Annotated in this window: 19 protein-coding genes and 1 pseudogene; 4 read left to right on the top strand and 16 right to left on the bottom strand. The window is 68.1% G+C overall.

Translation table 11 applies throughout. The features are described 5' to 3' along the window. Positions 1 to 4 precede the first annotated feature (4 nt). Positions 5 to 868 carry an SIR2 family NAD-dependent protein deacylase gene (locus AC2EBS_RS08615; RefSeq protein WP_484727977.1) on the top strand — a complete coding sequence of 288 codons (864 nt, stop codon included), beginning with the start codon at positions 5 to 7 and terminating at the stop codon, positions 866 to 868. Here AC2EBS_RS08615 and AC2EBS_RS08610 read toward each other — a convergent pair. The 3 genes from AC2EBS_RS08610 to AC2EBS_RS08600 form a co-directional block, all read right to left on the bottom strand. After that, on the bottom strand, positions 862 to 1,176 hold the full coding sequence (locus tag AC2EBS_RS08610; protein WP_484727976.1) for a hypothetical protein: 315 nt from the start codon (positions 1,174 to 1,176) through the stop codon (positions 862 to 864). The genes AC2EBS_RS08615 and AC2EBS_RS08610 overlap by 7 nt on opposite strands. A gap of 83 nt (positions 1,177 to 1,259) precedes the next feature. Further along, positions 1,260 to 1,883, bottom strand: a complete 624-nt coding sequence (locus tag AC2EBS_RS08605; RefSeq protein WP_484727975.1) for a UPF0149 family protein — start codon at positions 1,881 to 1,883, stop codon at positions 1,260 to 1,262. A gap of 25 nt (positions 1,884 to 1,908) precedes the next feature. Further along, on the bottom strand, positions 1,909 to 2,151 hold the full coding sequence (locus AC2EBS_RS08600) for a hypothetical protein (RefSeq protein ID WP_484727974.1): 243 nt from the start codon (positions 2,149 to 2,151) through the stop codon (positions 1,909 to 1,911). Positions 2,152 to 2,232: 81 nt separating this feature from the next. Between AC2EBS_RS08600 and AC2EBS_RS08595 the strand changes: the two genes are divergently transcribed. Beyond that, entirely contained in the window at positions 2,233 to 3,141 is a 909-nt protein-coding gene (locus tag AC2EBS_RS08595; protein ID WP_484727973.1) for an ion transporter, read from the top strand. 15 nt (positions 3,142 to 3,156) lie between these two features. On the opposite strand, the gene AC2EBS_RS08590 is transcribed toward AC2EBS_RS08595, so the two are convergent. Continuing rightward, a complete protein-coding gene (locus AC2EBS_RS08590; RefSeq protein ID WP_484727972.1) occupies positions 3,157 to 4,077 on the bottom strand; it encodes a DUF808 domain-containing protein in 921 nt (306 codons plus the stop codon). 109 nt (positions 4,078 to 4,186) lie between these two features. Here AC2EBS_RS08590 and AC2EBS_RS08585 point away from each other — a divergent pair, with 109 nt between their 5' ends. Continuing rightward, on the top strand, positions 4,187 to 5,032 hold the full coding sequence (locus AC2EBS_RS08585; RefSeq protein WP_484727971.1) for a transposase: 846 nt from the start codon (positions 4,187 to 4,189) through the stop codon (positions 5,030 to 5,032). A 1-nt stretch (position 5,033) separates the two neighbouring features. Next, positions 5,034 to 5,915: an amidohydrolase family protein gene (locus AC2EBS_RS08580; protein ID WP_484727970.1), complete on the top strand. Its 882-nt coding sequence runs from the start codon at positions 5,034 to 5,036 to the stop codon at positions 5,913 to 5,915. 22 nt (positions 5,916 to 5,937) lie between these two features. Here AC2EBS_RS08580 and AC2EBS_RS08575 read toward each other — a convergent pair whose 3' ends face one another. The 12 genes and pseudogenes from AC2EBS_RS08575 to AC2EBS_RS08520 all read right to left on the bottom strand — a co-directional run bounded on the left by AC2EBS_RS08575 (position 5,938) and on the right by AC2EBS_RS08520 (position 18,137). Beyond that, a complete protein-coding gene (locus AC2EBS_RS08575; RefSeq protein ID WP_484727969.1) occupies positions 5,938 to 6,402 on the bottom strand; it encodes a hypothetical protein in 465 nt (154 codons plus the stop codon). Between the two features lie 168 nt (positions 6,403 to 6,570). Further along, positions 6,571 to 7,947 carry a bifunctional UDP-N-acetylglucosamine diphosphorylase/glucosamine-1-phosphate N-acetyltransferase GlmU gene (glmU, locus tag AC2EBS_RS08570; protein ID WP_484727968.1) on the bottom strand — a complete coding sequence of 459 codons (1,377 nt, stop codon included), beginning with the start codon at positions 7,945 to 7,947 and terminating at the stop codon, positions 6,571 to 6,573. Between the two features lie 76 nt (positions 7,948 to 8,023). Next, positions 8,024 to 8,668 (bottom strand): DUF4136 domain-containing protein, encoded by a 645-nt coding sequence (locus tag AC2EBS_RS08565; protein WP_484727967.1) that lies wholly within the window; start codon positions 8,666 to 8,668, stop codon positions 8,024 to 8,026. A 149-nt stretch (positions 8,669 to 8,817) separates the two neighbouring features. Further along, positions 8,818 to 9,756, bottom strand: coding sequence for a tRNA 2-thiocytidine(32) synthetase TtcA (gene ttcA / locus AC2EBS_RS08560; RefSeq protein ID WP_484727966.1), 939 nt, complete (start codon positions 9,754 to 9,756; stop codon positions 8,818 to 8,820). 107 nt (positions 9,757 to 9,863) lie between these two features. Then, positions 9,864 to 10,232, bottom strand: a complete 369-nt coding sequence (locus AC2EBS_RS08555) for a dihydroneopterin aldolase (protein WP_484728313.1) — start codon at positions 10,230 to 10,232, stop codon at positions 9,864 to 9,866. A gap of 231 nt (positions 10,233 to 10,463) precedes the next feature. Beyond that, positions 10,464 to 11,186, bottom strand: a pseudogene (locus AC2EBS_RS08550) (NAD(P)/FAD-dependent oxidoreductase); the annotation flags it as partial. Between the two features lie 11 nt (positions 11,187 to 11,197). Then, positions 11,198 to 12,031 (bottom strand): hypothetical protein, encoded by an 834-nt coding sequence (locus tag AC2EBS_RS08545; protein WP_484727965.1) that lies wholly within the window; start codon positions 12,029 to 12,031, stop codon positions 11,198 to 11,200. An 81-nt stretch (positions 12,032 to 12,112) separates the two neighbouring features. Further along, entirely contained in the window at positions 12,113 to 12,745 is a 633-nt protein-coding gene (locus AC2EBS_RS08540; RefSeq protein WP_484727964.1) for a protein-methionine-sulfoxide reductase heme-binding subunit MsrQ, read from the bottom strand. Between the two features lie 87 nt (positions 12,746 to 12,832). After that, positions 12,833 to 13,813 (bottom strand): protein-methionine-sulfoxide reductase catalytic subunit MsrP, encoded by a 981-nt coding sequence (gene msrP / locus AC2EBS_RS08535; RefSeq protein ID WP_484727963.1) that lies wholly within the window; start codon positions 13,811 to 13,813, stop codon positions 12,833 to 12,835. A 98-nt stretch (positions 13,814 to 13,911) separates the two neighbouring features. Next, positions 13,912 to 14,694: a substrate-binding periplasmic protein gene (locus AC2EBS_RS08530; protein ID WP_484727962.1), complete on the bottom strand. Its 783-nt coding sequence runs from the start codon at positions 14,692 to 14,694 to the stop codon at positions 13,912 to 13,914. Positions 14,695 to 14,709: 15 nt separating this feature from the next. After that, complete coding sequence (gene ccsB, locus AC2EBS_RS08525; RefSeq protein ID WP_484727961.1) at positions 14,710 to 16,077, bottom strand: c-type cytochrome biogenesis protein CcsB; 1,368 nt, start codon at positions 16,075 to 16,077, stop codon at positions 14,710 to 14,712. Further along, positions 16,074 to 18,137, bottom strand: coding sequence for a cytochrome c biogenesis protein ResB (locus AC2EBS_RS08520; protein WP_484728312.1), 2,064 nt, complete (start codon positions 18,135 to 18,137; stop codon positions 16,074 to 16,076). The genes ccsB and AC2EBS_RS08520 overlap by 4 nt, the downstream gene beginning before the upstream one ends. Positions 18,138 to 18,196 lie beyond the last annotated feature (59 nt).

Here is an 18,196-nt window from a genome sequence, read left to right as displayed (position 1 = left end):
CCCGATGGACGAACGCACGCTCAGCCCCGCCGAGCTGGCCCATGCGCTGGAGCTGGTCGAGCAGGCCGACCTGATCGTCGTCGCGGCTGGCGCCGGCATGGGTGTGGATTCCGGCCTGCCGGACTTCCGCGGCAACGAGGGTTTCTGGCGCGCCTATCCGGCACTGGCGAAGTCGGGCATCGACTTCTATGCCGCCGCCAACCCGCGTCGTTTCGAAGAGGCGCCGCGCGAGGCCTGGGGCTTCTACGGCCATCGCCTGAACCTGTACCGGCGTACACAGCCGCATGCCGGCTTCGAGATCCTCGCCCGCTGGGGTGCGCGCAGCGAGCAGGGGCTGATCGTCTACACCAGCAATGTGGATGGGCAGTTCCAGCGCGCCGGCTTTGCCGAAGGCGCGATCTGGGAATGCCATGGCTCGCTGATGCATCTGCAATGCACGCGGCCCTGCAGCGAGGCAGTCTGGCCGGCTGACGAGTTCCAGCCCGAGATCGACGAGCAGCGCTGCCTGCTGCTCAGCGAGCTGCCGAGCTGCCCCTGGTGCGGCGCGCTGGCGCGACCCAATGTGCTGATGTTCGGCGACGGCGCCTGGGTCGATGCGCGCGAGCGCCAGCAGGGCCGTCAGGTGCTGCCGCGGCTGCGCGAGGCACGCAAGCCGCTGGTCGTCGAGATCGGCGCCGGCACCGCGGTCGCGTCGGTCCGGCATTTCGGCCAGGGCGTGGTGAGCCAGTTTGGCGGTCGGCTGCTGCGCATCAATCTGCGCGAGCCGCGGGTGCCGCAGGCGGACGATCTGGGTCTGGCGATGGGTGCGCTTTTGGCGCTGCGGCAAATCGATGCGGCGCTGGGCGCGCCATCGCTGCCTGGTCAGTGAGGCTTGCGCTGCTGCTCGCTGTCGAAGCGCTTGGGCCGGTAGACATTGCCTTCCCATGCCCCATCGAGCGGGGCTGCGCCGAACTGGCTGCGCCGCTTGGCGCGCGCGATCGCATCGAGAGTGGCCTGATGGGCCACGCGACGGCGTTCACGCCCGTCGAAGCGCCAGCCCAGGCTGGCGCCGAGTCGACGCCTGAAGTCTTCCCAGCGGCTTTCCAGCCACAACTGACTCCTCCGCCCCAGGCACATGTGCAGGGCCAGCGCAATGCAGATCAGCAGACCGAGGCTGGCAAAGACTTTGGTGAGCATGACGGGCCGGGCAATGACGGTGTCGTACCGCTGATGGTACCGGCCATGCTACCCCAAACGAGGGATATCGTCTGGCGGCCGGACTAGGTAGTGGCCCGGGGCAGCTCGCTCAACGCGAGCACCGCGTCAGGCACGCTGCGGCTCAGGCCGTCACGTGAAACCGGGTCAGCCAGCTGCGCCAGTGTGTCTGCGTCCAGCTGTCCCTCGTCGCCGCCCAGCGCGACGATGGGCTGCAGCAGGGCAGCCAGTGCCGGGTCGTCGAAGCGGGCAGCCCAAGCCTCGCCGTCGAGATCGACCGCCAGCATGAAGCCGATGCACCAGTCCTCGGCGTCGGTCAATTCGGCGCCGTCGGCCTGCTCGGCGATGCTGAAGATCGGCTCCCAGGCGTCGGGCTGACGACTCAGCTGCTCGTCCAGCGCGCGCAGATGCCGAAGCACCTGCAGGCTCAGCTTCTTGCGTTGCTTGCCGCTGGCAAAGGGCGCACCGTTCTCGCCATCGCCGCCCCAGATCGAGGGCAGCCAGTCGCTGCCCGGGCGCTGCGCCAGCGCCACCGGGCTGAGCAGCAGGGCGGTGAGATAGCCATCCAGTGCCTCGATGTTCATCGCGCCGTCGCTGGGCAGCGCGGCCAGCGCATCGTCAAGCGCGTTCAGTTCTGCGTCGGACAGCGGCAGATGGTCCGAGGCGGGGTTGTAGCGGGGATAGTCCATGAGCGGGTGTGTCTGTGTTGCGCGATCAGCCGTGGCGGCCGTGGCGACTCTTGGGTTTCTTGGCGTCGAACTCGGCGATCTGCTTCTTCAGCAGCGCCATCAGCACGCGCGCATTGGCCTCGCTCATGATCAGCAGCGAGCTGGGCGACAGATCGTCAGGGGCGGCCTGGCGGGCGCTGACGATGGTGTCGATCTTGAGCATCAACTCGCCATGTGGCGAGTTGGCGGCAGCCTTGAACTTCTGGATCTCGATCTGGTGCGTCTTCATGGGCAATCCTGCAAAGGCGAGAGCGTAGCAGCGTGGCGGCCTGGGTAGGATGGCGTCAACCACAGTCCCTCCCGCCCGACCATGCCACAGCAAACGCCTGCGACCTCTTCGGCACTCCCGTCCGCGAGTGCGGTCTCCGCCGCCGATCTGGGACGCCCGTCGTCCGGCTGGCGGCTCAAGCTCTACACCGTCATCTTCGAAGCGGATACCCGGGCCGGCAAGGCCTTTGATGTCGGGCTGATCGTGCTGGTCTCGCTCAGCGTGCTGGTGGTGATGCTGGAGAGCGTGGTCGCGTTGCAGGCACGCTACGGGCTGCTGTTCGATGTGCTGGAGTATCTGTTCACGGCCTTGTTCACCGTGGAGTACATCGCCAGGCTGGTCTGTGTGCGTTACCCCCTGCGCTATGCCCTGAGCTTCTACGGCATCGTCGATCTGCTCGCGGTGCTGCCCACCTACCTGGCGCTGTTCATGCCCGAGCTATACGCCCTGGTTGACGTGCGCGTGCTGCGGCTGCTGCGCATCTTCCGCATCTTCAAGCTCGGCGCCTATCTGGCCGAGGTGGCGATGCTGGCGCAGGCGCTCAAGGCCAGCGCGCGCAAGATCCAGGTCTTCCTGACCGTCGTCGTGATGGCGGTGATCATTGTGGGCACCGTCATGTATCTGGTCGAGGGCCCGGCGAACGGCTTCACCAGCATCCCCACCAGCGTCTACTGGGCGATCACCACGATGACCACGGTGGGTTTCGGTGACATCACGCCCAAGACCGACCTGGGCCGCGCGATCGCCTCGCTGATGATGCTGCTGGGCTGGGGCGTGCTGGCGGTACCGACCGGTATCGTTACCGCCGAGATGACGATGCAACGCGCCGGACGCGCACCGACCACGCGCCGCTGTCCGGAGTGCCTCAGCGAGGGGCATGCCGCCGACGCGCGCTACTGCCGCGATTGCGGCGCACCGCTGCCGGCCTACCAGCGCGAGCCCGGCGTCTGAGCGGATCGCAGCGCGTCAGCCGCGCGAGCGCCGCCACAGCCGGCCGAGCAAGGAGACTGCGGCCAGGCACAGCGCACCTGCCAGCACGCCAGCAAGACCGTTGAAGGCAATGCCGGCCAGTTCGGCACTGAAGCTGCCGCTGCCCAGCGGCGCGCTGAGCTGCTCGACCAAGTGGTGCGCGAAGGGCAGTCCATGGACCAGGATGCCGCCGCCGACCAGGAACATCGCGGCGGTGCCCAGCACCGACAGCGCCTTCATCAGCCAGGGCGCCGCGGCGAGCACGCTCCGGCCCAGTGCCTGCTTGGCGGCGGAGGCTTGGCGGCTCAGGTGCAGGCCGACGTCGTCGAGCTTGACGATCGCGGCCACCAGACCGTAGACGCCGACGGTCATCACCAGGGCGACGGCACTGAGCACCAGCAGTCGCGTCGTGAAGCCGGCCTCCGCCACCGTGCCCAGCGTGATGGCGATGATCTCGGCCGAGAGGATGAAGTCGGTGCGCACCGCACCGCGGATCTTGTCGCGCTCGAAAGCGAGCAGGTCCACCGCCGGGTCGGCAAGCGCCTGGCTCAAAGCCTCGTGCTCCGCCTCGACTTCGGCCTTGCTGTGCATCAGCTTGTGCGCCAGCTTCTCGAAGCCTTCGTAGCAGAGGAAGGCACCGCCCAGCATCAGCAGCGGCGTGATCGCCCAGGGCGCCAGGGCGCTGATCACCAGCGCCGCGGGGACGAGGATGGCCTTGTTGAGCAGCGAGCCCTTGGCCACGGCCCAGACGACTGGCAGCTCGCGATCTGCGGCGACGCCGGTGACCTGTTGGGCGTTCAGCGCCAGATCGTCGCCGAGCACGCCCGAGGTCTTCTTCGCCGCCAGCTTGCTGAGCAGCGCGACATCGTCGAGCACGGTGGTGATGTCGTCGAGCAGGGCGAGCAGGCTGGAGGCCATGGTGAAGCTGATCCTCGGTAGGCGATTGAGGCCTGTTTGTACCTCATGCGTGCCCCGCCACGGGGTCAGGCCTTGCCATTGGCCGCCTCATCGCCTAACTTGGATCATCATGGCCAGGCCACCACGCATCGAATTCGCTGGCGCGGTCTACCTCGTCAGCGCGCACGCGCCGCAGGGCGCGCTCGCGTTCAGGGATGAGCAGGACTGCGCTTCGCTGCTCGAACTGTTGGCTCAGGCCCTGCAGCGTTTCGATGCGCAGGCGCTGGCCTACAGCCTGGCGCCACAGGGCTACCAGCTGCTTCTCCATACGCGCCAGGCCAATCTGTCGCGGCTGATGCGTCACCTCAGCGGCGTCTACACCCAGGCCTTCAATCGGCGCCACGCTCGTGGCGGTGCCGTGTTCCAGGGGCGCTTCAGGGCACTGCTGGTCGATCGCGAGCGCCTGCTGCTGGATGTCTGCCGCTATGTCGATCTAGCCGCGCAGCGCGCCGGGCTGGTGCGCGATGGGCGCGCCTGGCTCTGGCACAGTCGAGGCGCGCATCTGGCTGAGTGCGAGGCGCCTGTCTGGCTGGATGTCGATGGGCTGTACGGCCATCTGCTCGGACGTGCGGTGCACAAGGCGGGCGACCGGCGCCGCGCTGCAGAGCGCTATGGCCGCTTGCTTGCGGCCGAGCCGCAGCTGGACATCTGGCACCATCTGCGTCGACAGATCTTTCTCGGCGACGAGGACTTCGCCGCTTCGCTTGGCAAGCGACGCCCGGCTCGCGGGATCGCGCGGCGCTTGCCGCGCAGCCGGCTGACGCTCCCGCGCAGCGGGCCGTCGCGGGCGGAAGCCCTGTACCGGGCACACACCGAGGCCGGGCTCTCCATGTCGGCACTGGCCGCCGAGCTTGGGCTGTCGGTTTCCAGGATCAGCCGCATCATTGCCGCTCATGAACGCCAAAGGCACATCTGAGATGAGATACCGCTTGTCGGCCGGCTTGGCCAGTTCGCTGCTCGCGATGGTCCTGCTGTCCGCGCCCGGAGCCGCGCGGTCGCAAGCCCCGGCCTATGCCGGCCCGCTGTTCGACGCCCATCTGCATTACAACGACGATGCGCAAGGTCCGCACCCCTTGCCGGATGTGCTCGGCCGCATGCAGCGCAGCGGGGTGCGTGCGATCGTGGCCAACAGCCGGCCCAATGAAGGCACGCGCAGCCTCGCCGCGGCACGTGAGGCCACGCAGGCCGCGGGCGTGCGCGTCGTGCCCTTCATCAGGCTCTATCGCAACCGCGCCGACTACAGCAGCTGGTTCGCCGATCCGAGCATCTACCAGATGGTGCTGGACGAGCTCAGGCGCGGCACCGAATCCGGGCCCTATCGTGGCATCGGCGAGTTCCATCTCTACGACAGTGCCAATGCCGACGGGCCGGTGGCCAGGCAGCTGATGCAGCTGGCGGCCGAGCGCGAGCTGGTGGTGCTCGCTCATGTGGACGATGTCGCCATCGACCGGCTGATGGCGCACGCGCCCAAGGCACGCCTGATCTGGGCCCACACGGGCATCGGCGGCACACCGATCGAGCGGGTGCGCGAGCTGCTGCATCGCTATCCACGCCTGATGGGCGAACTGTCCTACCGTCCTGGCCTGAGCGAGAACGGTCGGCTCAACCCGGCATGGCGTGAGCTGCTGACCGAGCAGCCGCAACGCTTCCTGGTCGGCTCGGACACCTGGGTGAACGCGCGCTGGCAGTACTACGAAGGCTTGATGGGCGAGGCGCGCGCCTGGCTGGGCGAACTGCCGCCAGCGGCAGCGCGACAGATCGGCTGGGAGAACGGCGCGCGGCTTTTCGGCCTGGAGTAGGCCGGCGCGACCGGCGGCGGCTTCAGTGCAGCGTGGCGGCTGGCGGGCCTTCGGCCGGCGCAGGCATGTCGCCAGCCTCGTCCTCACGCTCAGCCCAGGCCTGCGCGCTCAGCTCGCGCGCCGCCTCGAGTTGCTGACACAGCTCGAACACGCCCAAGCCATCGGCCTCGCCGACCGTGTCGGCCTGCGGCACGGCCGCCACCTCGGCGGGGAGGTCGGCCAGCGCCCCCAGCAATTCGAACAGCAGCTCCAGTCCTGGCTCATCGGGCTGCAACTGGCGAGCGGCACCCAGGCTGCGGCACAGGTACCAGCAGGCACTGGCTGCGTCCTCGCAGCGGGCGTGATACAGCGCCAGCTGCTCCAGCGCGGCGGCGCGCTCCGCTTCGGTAGGCGCCGGCGGCTCGACGGCGTCCGGTCGCGCGGCGCAGGGCTTGTCCTGCGTCACCGACTCGGTCCCCTGCAATAACTCGGCTGTCTTGCTTGCCATCGGATGCCTGCCTTCCACAACAATCGCGACCTCGCCTCCATGCTAGGCACCGCCGCTTGCAGCGACTGCCCCGCAACTCGGTGGTCGAGTCGGTCGATTGTTCGCATATTGCGCATTATTGCCGATTCTTACCGGGCGCCGCCCGCCTGTCCGCCGGCGACAGGTCGCTCAGGGCTTGTTCTTCACCGGCCGCGACCAGCCGCTGATCAGCACCTGCTTGCCGCGCGCCACCGCCAGCTCGCCGGCAGCGACCGGCTTGGTGATCGTCGAGCCGCCACCTATCGTGGCGCCCGCGCCGATCTCCACCGGCGCGACCAGCACGCAGTTGGAGCCCACATGCACGTCGTTGCCGATCACGGTGCGGTGCTTGTTGGCGCCGTCGTAGTTGGCGGTGATCGAGCCGGCGCCGTAGTTGACGCGCTCGCCCACGGTGGCGTCGCCCAGATAGGCCAGATGGTTGGCCTTGGCGCCCTTGGCCAGCGTCGAGTTCTTCACCTCGACGAAGTTGCCGATATGCACCTCGGCGCCCAGCTGTGCGCCGGGGCGCAGACGGGCAAACGGGCCGATCAGCGCACCTTCGCCGACGCTGGCGCCGGCGGTCTCGCCATCGATATGGGTGAACTCGTGGATGCGCGCGCCGGCGGCAATGCGGGCATTGCGGATCACGCAGTTGGCGCCGATGCGCACGCCGTCGCCGAGCTCGACGCGGCCTTCGAACATGCAGTTGACGTCGATCTCGACGTCCTGGCCGCAGACCAGCTCGCCGCGCAGGTCGAAGCGCGCCGGATCGGCCATGCGTACGCCGGCCTCCATCAGCGCGTTGGCCTGCTGGCGCTGGAAGCGGCGCTCCAGGTCGGCCAACTGCATCGGGCTGTTGACGCCCAGCACCTCTATCTCGTCCGCGGTCTTCACGCCCAGCACCGGCAGCCCTTCGGCGACCGCCATCGCGACGATGTCGGTCAGGTAGTACTCGCCCTGGGCGTTGTTGTTGGACAGGCTCATCACCCAGCGCTTGAGCTGCGCGGTGGGCACGGCCATCACGCCGGTGTAGCACTCGCGGATCTGGCGCTGCTCGGCGCTGGCGTCCTTGTGCTCGACGATGGCCTTGACGGCCTCGCCGTCGCGGACGATGCGGCCGTAGCCGGTGGGGTCGCTGTAGTCGATGGTCAGCAGCACGAGCTTCTCGCCAGCGCTGGCCTCGACCAGGCGGCGCGTGGTCTCGGCGGTGATCAGCGGCGTGTCGCCGCTGAGGATCAGCGTGGTGCCCGTGGCGGGCAGCAGCGGCACGGTCTGCTGGATCGCGTGGCCGGTGCCCAGCTGCGGCATCTGGCGCACGAAGTCAGCGCCGCTGCCGGCCATCGCGGCCTCGACCTGCTCGGCGCCATGGCCGGTGATGATGATGCGCTGCGCGGCGTGCAGCGGCGCGGTGCGGTCCAGCACATGCTGCAGCAGCGGCCGGCCGGCGAGCTTTTGCAGCACCTTGGGCAGGGCCGACTTCATGCGGGTGCCCTTGCCCGCGGCCATGATGACGATGTTCAGTGCCATGCGGTATATCGCGCCTCCCCGGTCACCGTGCCGAGGGTGGCGCGATTATCGCGGCAGCGCAACGGTGCCTTGCACCCTACTTGGTCGCGCCCGCCGGGGACAGTTGCACGACGACACGATGCGGCTCGGGACGCGTCTGCGGGAAGTCGGCCAGCGAGGCCTGGAACAGGCTGCCGATCAGCTCGATATCGCCGATGCTGAAGCTGTCGTCGCTGGCGCGCGCTTCGTAAAGCGGCTCACCGCTCTTGCGGTCACGCAGCAGCATGGCCACCTCCCGGTCGTAGCGGCGCTCCATCATCGGGTCCACCGGATAGGGATGGCCGAGCCGGCCGAAGTAGGGGCGCCAAGGGCCATAGCGCCAGTGGAAGTAGCTGCCGTTCCAGCGCCACCACAGCGGGTCATCCCAGGGCGCGCGGTCCTGGCGGCTGATGCGCACGCCCAGCGAGACCAGCACATCGGCGCTCTTGGCGTCCGCGGCTCGCTTGAAGCCGACCTTTTCCAGCGCCGCCTGCGCGACGCGCTCGAGCTCGTCCTGCTGCTTGGAGCTCTGTTGCGAGGGAAGGCGCTCGAAGGCGAAGCTGCCCGGCACACGGCCGGCGGGCCAGCTGCCGAAGCTCTGCGCATCGGCGCTCAGGGTGTTCAAGCCGCTGCATGCGGCCAGGCTGGCGACAGCCGCAGCAGCGGCCAAGCTCAACAGTGCACGGCGAGGCATCGTGACCATGGGTTCCTCCTGGGTTGGGGCGCCGCGCGGCATTTGCGGCGCAACCGGATAACAACGCAGTTCAACGGCCGCGCGATGACGGCAGTCATGCGGCGCAATGTAAAGCCAGCCTCAGCAGACTTAAACGATGGCGGAGCGCCTCGCTCGGCTTAGTCGTCCTCGCGTACGAGGCGGATGACATTGCCGCCACCGCCAGAGGGCTCGCCACAGTGTTCCTCTTCGTCGAAGGCGATGTCACCGTCCGGCACCGGACTGCCGGTGGCCTTGATGGTCTCGAAGGGGAAGAGCTTGCGGTCCATCATGTGCGAGGTGACGATATTGCCCATCGCGGTGAACATATTGTCGACCCGGCCAGGGAACTTCTTGTCCCAGTCCTGCAGCATGGCCTTGACGGTGGCGCGCTGCAGGTTCTCCTGGCTGCCGCAGAGGTTGCAGGGAATGATAGGGAACTCGCGGTGCTCGGCCCAGCGCGCCAGATCGCTCTCGCGCACATAGGCCAGCGGGCGGATCACCACGTTCTGGCCGTCGTCGCTGACCAGCTTGGGCGGCATGCCCTTCATGCGGCTGCCGAAGAACATGTTCAGCATCAGCGTGGTGACGATGTCGTCGCGGTGGTGGCCCAGCGCGATCTTGGTCGCACCCAGCTCCTTGGCCACGCGATAGAGGATGCCACGGCGCAGGCGCGAGCACAGGCTGCAGGTGGTCTTGCCCTCGGGCACCAGCTTCTTGACGATGCTGTAGGTGTCCTGCTCCTCGATGCGGAAGTCCACGCCTATGCTCTTCAGATAGGTGGGCAGCACCTCCTCGGGAAAGCCGGGCTGCTTCTGGTCCAGGTTGACCGCGACGATGTCGAACTTGATCGGCGCGCGCTGCTGCAGATTGCGCAGGATGTCCAGCAGCGAATAGCTGTCCTTGCCGCCGGACAGGCAGACCATCACCTTGTCGCCGTCTTCGATCATGTTGAAGTCGCTGATCGCCTGGCCGACCAGGCGATGCAGGCGCTTGCTGAGCTTGTTCATCTCATGCGCATGCTTCTTCTCGGCGGCCTTGAGTTCGGCGGCTTCGGGGCTCAGCGTTGTATCGGTCATCGTTGCATCCTGTCGGTCTTGATCGGGTGAAGCCCGCGGATCCGGCTGTGCCGGGCCACCGGGCTTGCCCCCTCGAGGGGGCGCGCATCAGCGCGTAGGGGGTGGGACTACCACTGGCCGCACTCGGCACTGATTGCGACTTGGCAGTCGGGAAAGATTTCGAGCTTGGTCACCTTGACGCGCACGCCCACCACGCCGCTGAGCTTCATCAGCCGCGTGCTGAGCTTGCCCAGCAGCGCCTCGAGCAGGTCGGTGTGCTCGGCGGTGCATTCGTCGATGATGATCTGGCGCACGCGCCGGTAGTCCAGCACATGGCCGATGTCGGCGTCGCGCGAGACGATGGTCTGCGCGCCCAGGTTGACCTCGGCATCCACCTGGATCGGCTGCGGGCCTTCGCGCTCGAAGTCGAGCACGCCCAGGTTGGCGCCGAAGCGCAGGCCGCTGATGTGGATGATCTGGCGGTTGTTGCGGCGCAGGGCCGGCGTCGGCTGGCCCTCCTTTACGGGGCGCAGGAAGGCCTCGATCTGCTTGGCCGCGACCACGCCGTCGCCCAGCGCGGTCTGCACGCAGGGATGCTGGCGGCCGCTGGCGTCGCCGGCGACGAACAGGCCCAGCGGCGCGAAGCGCGGCTCGTCGCGCCAGGGGTGCGAGGGCGCGGTGATGCCGGCACGCTGCAGTGCGTCGCCGACCAGCAGCCAGGCCGAGGGCTCGGGCGTGAACCCCAGCAGCGCAGCGACATGGTCGAAGCGCTCCTCGCCGAAGTCCTTCGACGCAACGACGATCTGCGCGCCGTCCGCCCGCAGCGCGCTCGGCATGGGGCAGCGCGGGCGCTGCACGATGCCCGCGCCCTCGGTGGCCAGCCGGTCCTGCAGCGATTGCTGCGCTCGCCAGTCGCTGCGCGACCACAGCGTCACCCGATGGCCGCGGGCCTGCAGGTAGAGCGCGTTCTCCATCGCGTTGTCGCCGCCGCCCAGCAGCAGCACGCGGCCCGGCGGCAGCGCTGCGCGGCGTTGCGTCAGGCTCAGCGCATCCATCACTGGCGAGCCCTGCGGACCGCCGGGGAAGAAGGGCTCGGGGCGCAGCGGCACCAGACCGGTGGCCAGCAGCAGCGTGCGGGCCGAGAGGCGTTGGCCGTCGTCGAGCTGAAGTTGCCAGCCGGCGGCCGACCAGTCGATATGCGTCGGCACGCGGCCCGGCAGCAGCTGCACGCCGGGCAGCTGCGCGGTGTGGCGCGCGAAATGCTCACCCAGCGCAGCCAGGCTCTGGCCAGGCGCGCCCAGCACCCAGTCCTGCTCGAAGCTCAGGTCCTGCAGGCTGTGGCACAAGCGTGGCGCGCGTTCGACCAGCGCGACGCGCAGGCCCAGCTGGCTCAGCCAGGAAGCCGCGCTGCAGCCCGCCGGGCCGCCACCGATGATGGCGACGTCAAGCATGCCGGTATCGCTCATGCGCTGGGCTCCAGATGCGATCGTGCGCGCAGGCCGCTGTCGCGCAGCTCGTTGTAGATCACGCCGACGGCGATCGCCAGGTCCTCGGCGAAGTAGCGCTTCAGATAGGGCGAGGCCAGGAAGTGTTCCTGCATCTTCTGGCGCAGCGAGAACTGGAGCCGCACGCGCTTCTCGCCTTCCGGGTAGAGGCCGATGCGGATTGCATAGCCTTCCTCGATGGCACCCTGCAGGCTGGCGTGGAAGCGGCGCAGCAACTCGTGGTCCTGGATGCGGTGCAGGGTCGCGCGGTCGACCAGCTCGACGCCCGGCTCCATCCGCTGGCCCAGTTGCTGTGCATCGAGATGCAGCTCGGCGACCAGCTCGATGTTGAAGACATTCATCTTCACGTCCACGCGCGCCGGCTCGGCGAAGCCATCGGCCCAGTCCAGGCGGTAGCTGACATAGGAACGGCCACCCGCCCGGCGCACCAGATCGGCGCGGCAGAAGGGGTAGCCGGTGTCGGCATGGTCGCGGCAGGCCAGTTGCAGGCGGTCCTGCACCGTGCGCTCGAGGAAGCGCGCCACCAGTTCATCGATCTGCTTGGTGGAGGTGCGGCGGATGCCGATCGCGGCGGCGACGGCGAACAGCATCGGCAGCAGCACGACCAGGGCCTGGCCGGCCGGGCCCTGCAGGCTGTCCGGCCCGCGCAGCAGCACGGCCACGGCCGCGCCCATCGCGGCCAGCACGATCAGGCTGAGCGCGACGATGGCCGCAACCGGCAGGGTCACGATGATGTCGTGCAGGCCGCTGCTGCGAGGCGAGGCGGAGGCTGCTTCTTTGCTGCTGTCCATGGCTGGTCTCTGGAAGACCCGCGATTATCCCAGCGCGGCCGGTTCGGCCCGGCGGGCGGGCTTTGCATGGCCCTTGCTTGCCTACTGCGCTGCGGAGGCCGCTGCCGGTGCGGCGTGCCGGCGCCACAGCCGCCAGCCCAGCAGCAGCGCCAGCACCGCGCCATAGATGGCCGGCTCGGTGAAGTCGTTCTTGCCCGCGCGCATCCAGATGAAATGGGCCAGTGTGATCAGGCTCAGCAGATAGACCAGGCGGTGCAGCGCCTGCCAACGCCGCCCGCCCAGCGCGCGGATCGCGGCGTTGAACGAGGTCGCTGCCAGCGGCAGCAGCAGCAGCCAGGCGGCGAAGCCCATCAGGATGAAGGGCCGCTTGACGATGTCGCGGGCGATCTCGGCTGGATCCAGCCCCATGTCCAGCCAGCCATAGGCGAGCAGGTGCAGGCTGACGTAGGCGAAAGCGCACAGGCCCAGCATGCGGCGAAAGCGCGCCAGCGCCGGCAGCTTTAGCGCCTGGCGCAGCGGCGTGATTGCCAGCGTCAGCCACAGCAAGCGCAGCGCCCAGTCGCCCAGGCCGCGGATCAGCGCCTCGGCGGGGTTGGCGCCCAGCGTGTCGTTGGCCGCACCCCAGACCAGCCAGGCCAGCGGCAGCAGCGCAGCCACGAAGACGAGCGGCTTGGCGGCCGGGTGTAGCAGTGGCGATCGGTGCGGCGTATTCATCTTGATCCAGCAGGTGCCGCAGATCCGGCTCTGCCGGGCTGCCGGCACCGCCCCCTCGAAGGGGCGCGCGCAGCGCGTAGGGGGAGGTCAGTAGTACTTCTTCAGATCCATGCCGGCGTAGAGCTGGCCCACCTGGGCCTCGTAGCCGTTGAACATCAGCGTCGGCCGCTTCTTCGCGAACAGGCCGTCCTCGCCGATGCGGCGCTCTGCCGCCTGGCTCCAACGCGGATGGTCCACCCTGGGGTTCACGTTCGAGTAGAAGCCGTACTCCTGCGGCGCCGCAGCCATCCAGCTGGACGTGGGCTGCTTCTCGACGAAACGGATCTTCACGATGGACTTGGCGGACTTGAATCCATACTTCCAGGGCACGATCAGGCGCACAGGCGCGCCGTTCTGCTTGGGCAGCAGTTCGCCGTACATGCCGAAGGCCAGCAGCGTCAGCGGGTGCATGGCCTCGTCGATGCGCAGGCCTTCGACATAGGGCCAGTCCAGCACGCCGGAGCGCAGGCCCGGCATCTGCGCCTTGTCGGCCAGCGTGACGAACTCCACGTACTTCGCGCGGCTGTTGGGCTCGACCTTGCGGATCAGCCCGGCCAGCGACCAGCCCACCCAGGGGATCACCATGGACCAGCCCTCGACGCAGCGCAGCCGGTAGATGCGCTCTTCCATGGGCGCCAGCTTGAGCAGCGCATCGAGGTCGAAGACGCCGGGCTTGGCGACCTCGCCCTCGACGGCGACGCTCCAGGGCCGCGTCTTCAGCGTGTGGGCGTACTGGGCCGGGTCGCTCTTGTCGGTGCCGAACTCGTAGAAGTTGTTGTAGGTGGTGGCGTCGCGGTAGCTGGTCGGCTTGTCCATCGTCATCGCGCCGGCAAGCTGGCTCTTGACGGCTGCGAGCTTGGTCGCCTGCGCCTGGCCCAGCGCTTCCCGGCTCGTCCACGCCGACAGGACAGTGCCAGCCGCGGCACCAGCGGCCAGACGCAGCCAATCCCGGCGGTTCTCGACAAGATGCCGGGGTGTGATCTCGGAGGGCCGCGGCGCGTCGGCCGGGCGCATCGAAGGCTTGGTCATCGGGTCTTCCTCGGTGTTCGGGCTTCAATCGCCGGGATGGGAGCAGACCTTACGCGATCTGCGCCGGTCGAGTCGCCGCAGCGCGCAAAACCCCAAGCTCAGAGGCCCTTGCCCTGTCGCCAGGTCCGTGGACAGCGCACCGAGTTCAGGATCTGCGCGTACTCCTTGCTTGCCTTCAGGCTGGCAAGGCCGCGATTGAAGTCCTCCAGCAGACGTGCGCTGCCGGCCCGCTTCGGCGGGAGCAGCAGATGCGTGGTGAAGGCGTCAGTCAGCAGGCGAGGATGAGCCGCCAGCCGTTCAGCATCTGCGGCGCTGAAGTGCACCGACAGAAGATCGCAGGCCACATTGCGCTCCATCGGGATGATGTCGATGCGTCCGGCGAGCAGCTTGCGCAGCCCCAGCAGATCATCCGGCGTGTAGTCCGCCTTCAGCGTGCCGGCACGGACGAGCGACCAGAACTCGGGGGTGTAGGTGTAGTCGCGGATCACGCCGATCCGCCAGGCCTGCAGATCGGCCAGTTTGGTCCAATCGACTGCCGTATCGCGCCTGTGCAACAGCACCCACTGTTCGGTGAGTACGTTGTCGCTGAGCAGGAAATCGCGTCGGCGCTGCTCTGACGCGCCCCAGTAGGCCGTGGCATCCCAAAGCCCTGCCAGGGTTTCCTGCTGCGCGCGCGACCAGGGCAGGAAGTGGTAGCTGACCTCATGCCCGGCCAGCTCGAAGGCGCGGCGCACGATGTGCAAGGCCACGCCCTGGTCGGGCCGCGACGCCGTCGCGTAGGGAGGCAGCTCACCGGTGGCGATCCGCAGGCTGGCTGCCTGCGGCGCGCTCGGCAGCAAGCCCAACAGCGACAACAACAGGCCGGCAATGGCGCTGCGCATGTCGGGCCGGCGTACTCAGAGCGAGCCGTAGGAGTGCAGGCCGGAGAGGAACATGTTGACGCCCAGGAAGGCGAAGGTGGTGACCAGCAGGCCGACCAGCGCCCACCAAGCGGCGACCACGCCGCGCAGGCCCTTCATCAGACGCATGTGCAGCCAGGCCGCGTAGTTCAGCCAGACGATCAGCGCCCAGGTCTCCTTCGGGTCCCAGCTCCAGTAGCCGCCCCAGGCCTCGGCGGCCCAGAAGGCGCCCAGGATGGTGGCGATGGTGAAGAAGGCGAAGCCCAGCGCGATGGCCTTGTACATCAGGTCGTCGAGCAGCGTCAGCGAGGGCAGTCGTGCGGTCAGCTTGCCGCGCAGCGCCACGCAGGCGGTGAGGAAGACCAGCACGCCGGCCATCTTGCGCGCCCAGGCTTCCAGGCCAGCGGCGGTCTCGGGCGAGACGCTCATGCCGAAGCGGAAGGCCAGCAGCACGGCCACCAGCGCGCCCGGCACGCCAATCAGGCCGATCACCAGCGCCCGTGGCGTGGCGGTCTTGAGCAGGTAGGCCAGCGCCACCATCGCCGACATCGCGAAGGTGCCGTAGCCGACAAAGTTGGCCGGCACGTGGATCTTCATCCACCAGCTCTGCAGCGCCGGCACCAGCGGTTGGATCTCATGCGCGCCGCGTGCCACCGTGTACCAGAGCAGGAAGGCCACCGAGGCGCTGATGATGAGCATCACCCAGGCACCCAGAGCGCGGGTCTTGAAGCGCTCTTCGTAGTACAGGTACATCAGCGCTGTCATCCAGGCGAACATCACGAACACCTCGTAGAGGTTGCTCACCGGGATGTGGCCGATGTCCGGCGCGATCTGATGGCTCTCGAACCAGCGCACCATGGTGCCGACCAGGGCCATGAAGACCGCACCCCAGGTCAGGCGCGTGCCCAACTGCTCGGCGACGTTGTCCTGGCCGCTCGGATTCTTGGAGAAGAAGCCGCCCCAGTAGGCCAGGGTGCTCATGAAGAACAGCACGCTCATCCACAGGATCGCGCTCTGGCTGGACAGCATGTACTTGAGCAGGAAGACCTGCTCGCCAGCGGCGAGGTCGGCGCCGAAGCTGTCGGTCTGGCGCTGGTAGAGATGGATGGCCAGCAGGCTGGCCGCGCCGGTCAGCACCGAGAGCAGGCGCAGCGGTCGCCAGAACCAGCCCAGCGCGATCAGCGAGGGCACGGCACAGACCAGGATGCCTTTCTCGTAGCCGTCCATCGAGGCGTGATAGCGCGAGAAGGCGAAGACGGCCCCGAGCACGACGACCAAGGCGAAGGCCCAGTCGGCAAGGCTGCGGCTGGCCAGCAGGCCGCGTCGGCCCAGGGGGATGCTGATGCTGTCGGTGGCTGCGTTCATGTTGTGCGGGTCCTCATGCTGGGCTCGTCCTGCGCGGCGTCAGGCAATAGTGACTGTCGCAGATGTGCGAATTCCTGGTCAGTGTCCATCGTATTGCGGGTGCACGACAGCGCCATGCGCAGCCGCGAGCTGCCGGTGGGCGTCGGTTCGATCCAGACCCACAGTCGGCGCTCCTTCACGTAGAGCATTGCGAAGACACCGACGATCAGCAGCACCGCACCCAGATAGACCAGGGTCTGGCCGGGGGCGCGCGCGACCTGGAACACACTGGCCTGCACCTGCTTGAAGTCCGACAGCTGCAGCAGTACCGGGGCCGGATAGAACATGCTGTCCGACAGCGCCAGCACGGCCTGGGTCATGAAAGCCTGTGTCGCGGCGCCCGGCTCCACCGGTGCCAGTCCGGCGTCCTGGCGGGTGATCTTGTAGAGCTCGAAGAGCGCGCCGTTGAGGATGCGCAGCAGCACCTCGGACACGCGCTCGCGCTCGGCCTCGGGAACTTCCGAATCGATGAACTGCGACAGCGCCGGCAGGCCGCCGATTTCGCCCGGCGTGCCCGGCTTGACGCCCTCGGCGCCAGCGAAGAGGCCCAGCGCACGCAGCGCGGTGGCCTTGAGCTGCGGACGCATCTGCGGTCTATCTTCAGGCGTGGCCAGCGCAGCGTAGCGCTCGGCGGCCCGGTCGCGCAGCGTCGCTTCGCTCAGCGCCTGGCGCAGGTGCAACCAGCCGTCGATCTCGCCCTTGTCGTCCACCGGGATGCGCAGATAGCGGAAGGACTCGGCCGGCGTGTCACGCACCCCTGCCAGGAAGACCCGCTGGCCGTCGAGCTGCACCGGCACCATGTAGTTGTTGTACTCACGGGCCTGACCGCTGGCGTCGCGCAGCTTGTAGCTGACCGAAGGCCCGACGTTCTGCAGCTTCTTGTCGCCCGGCGCCTTGGCGCCGCTGCCCAGGTGCTTGTTCAGCGAACCGACCAGATCGACCTTGCGCACATCGGTGGCCGCCGGGTCGCTCTGGCTCATGTTCTCGACATTGATGACGCGCAGGCCGCTGAATTCCAGCGTGAGCTTCTCGTCGCCGTTGCTCAGCGAAGTGGCTCCGCCCACCAAACCTTCGATCTCGAAACTGGGCGCGCGGCCGCGCAGCGGCAGGGCGCGCAGCTTGAGCTGCGAGCCGCCATCGTCGAAGCTGCTCTGGTAGATCGCCACACCGCGATGGATCAGCGGCTCGTTGACCTTGATGGTGGCCTCGGTGGTGGCGCCATCCGCATGGTCCCGGATGATCACCTCGCTGGCGAACAGCTTGGGCATGCCGGTGTCGTAGTACTCGACGATGAACTTCTTCAGTTCCACGTCGAAGGGCAGGTCCTGCAGCACCACGCCGTCAGGCATGGACAGGATGGCGGTGGCCGTGCGTCCGCCTTCCGGCACCATCAGATTGCCACGGAAGCTGGGGTTGTTCGGGCCCAGGCGATGCTCGGGCTTGACCTCGGAGACCAGGCCGCCGCCGCGGTAAATGGTCTTGTCCTGCGCCCACATCAGTGCGCGCACGATCAGGTCGCCGTCGAACAGGCCACCCAGGCAGATCAGCACGATGGCGCCATGCGCAGCCAGATAGCCGATCTTGTTGGCCGCGCCCTTGCGCGCTGCCACCATCGTGCCCTTGTCGCGAATCTGCGCGCGCGCCTTCCAGCCCTCGCGCTCCAGCAGCGCCGACACCCGGGCCAGTGCCTGCTCGGGCGGTACCTCCAGCGCGCCGATGGCCTTGTGCGGGAAGGCGGCCAGCGCGCTCTCGCGCACATGCTCTTTGTAGCTCTTCAGGTCGGCAATGATCTTGGGCGTGTTGCGTGCGATGCACAGGCTGGTGGACACCACCAGGAAAGCCAGGATCAGCAGGAACCACCAGGCGCTGTAGACGGTGTAGACATCCAGCTTGCCCAGCACCTCGGCCCAGAAGGGGCCGAACTGGTTGACGTAGTTGTTCAGCGGCTCGCGCTGCTTGACCACCGTGCCGACGATAGAGGCGATGCAGATGACCGTCAGCAAGGCGATGGCGAAGCGCATCGACGACAGCAGCTCGTACAGCTCTCGCCAGACGCTGGCGCGCGGCACGACAGGGGGCT

It is taken from the genome of Roseateles sp. T103 (assembly GCF_057219915.1).
The sequence above is the reverse complement of the archived record's forward strand: the minus strand, read 5'-3'. Positions and strand labels throughout refer to the sequence as shown.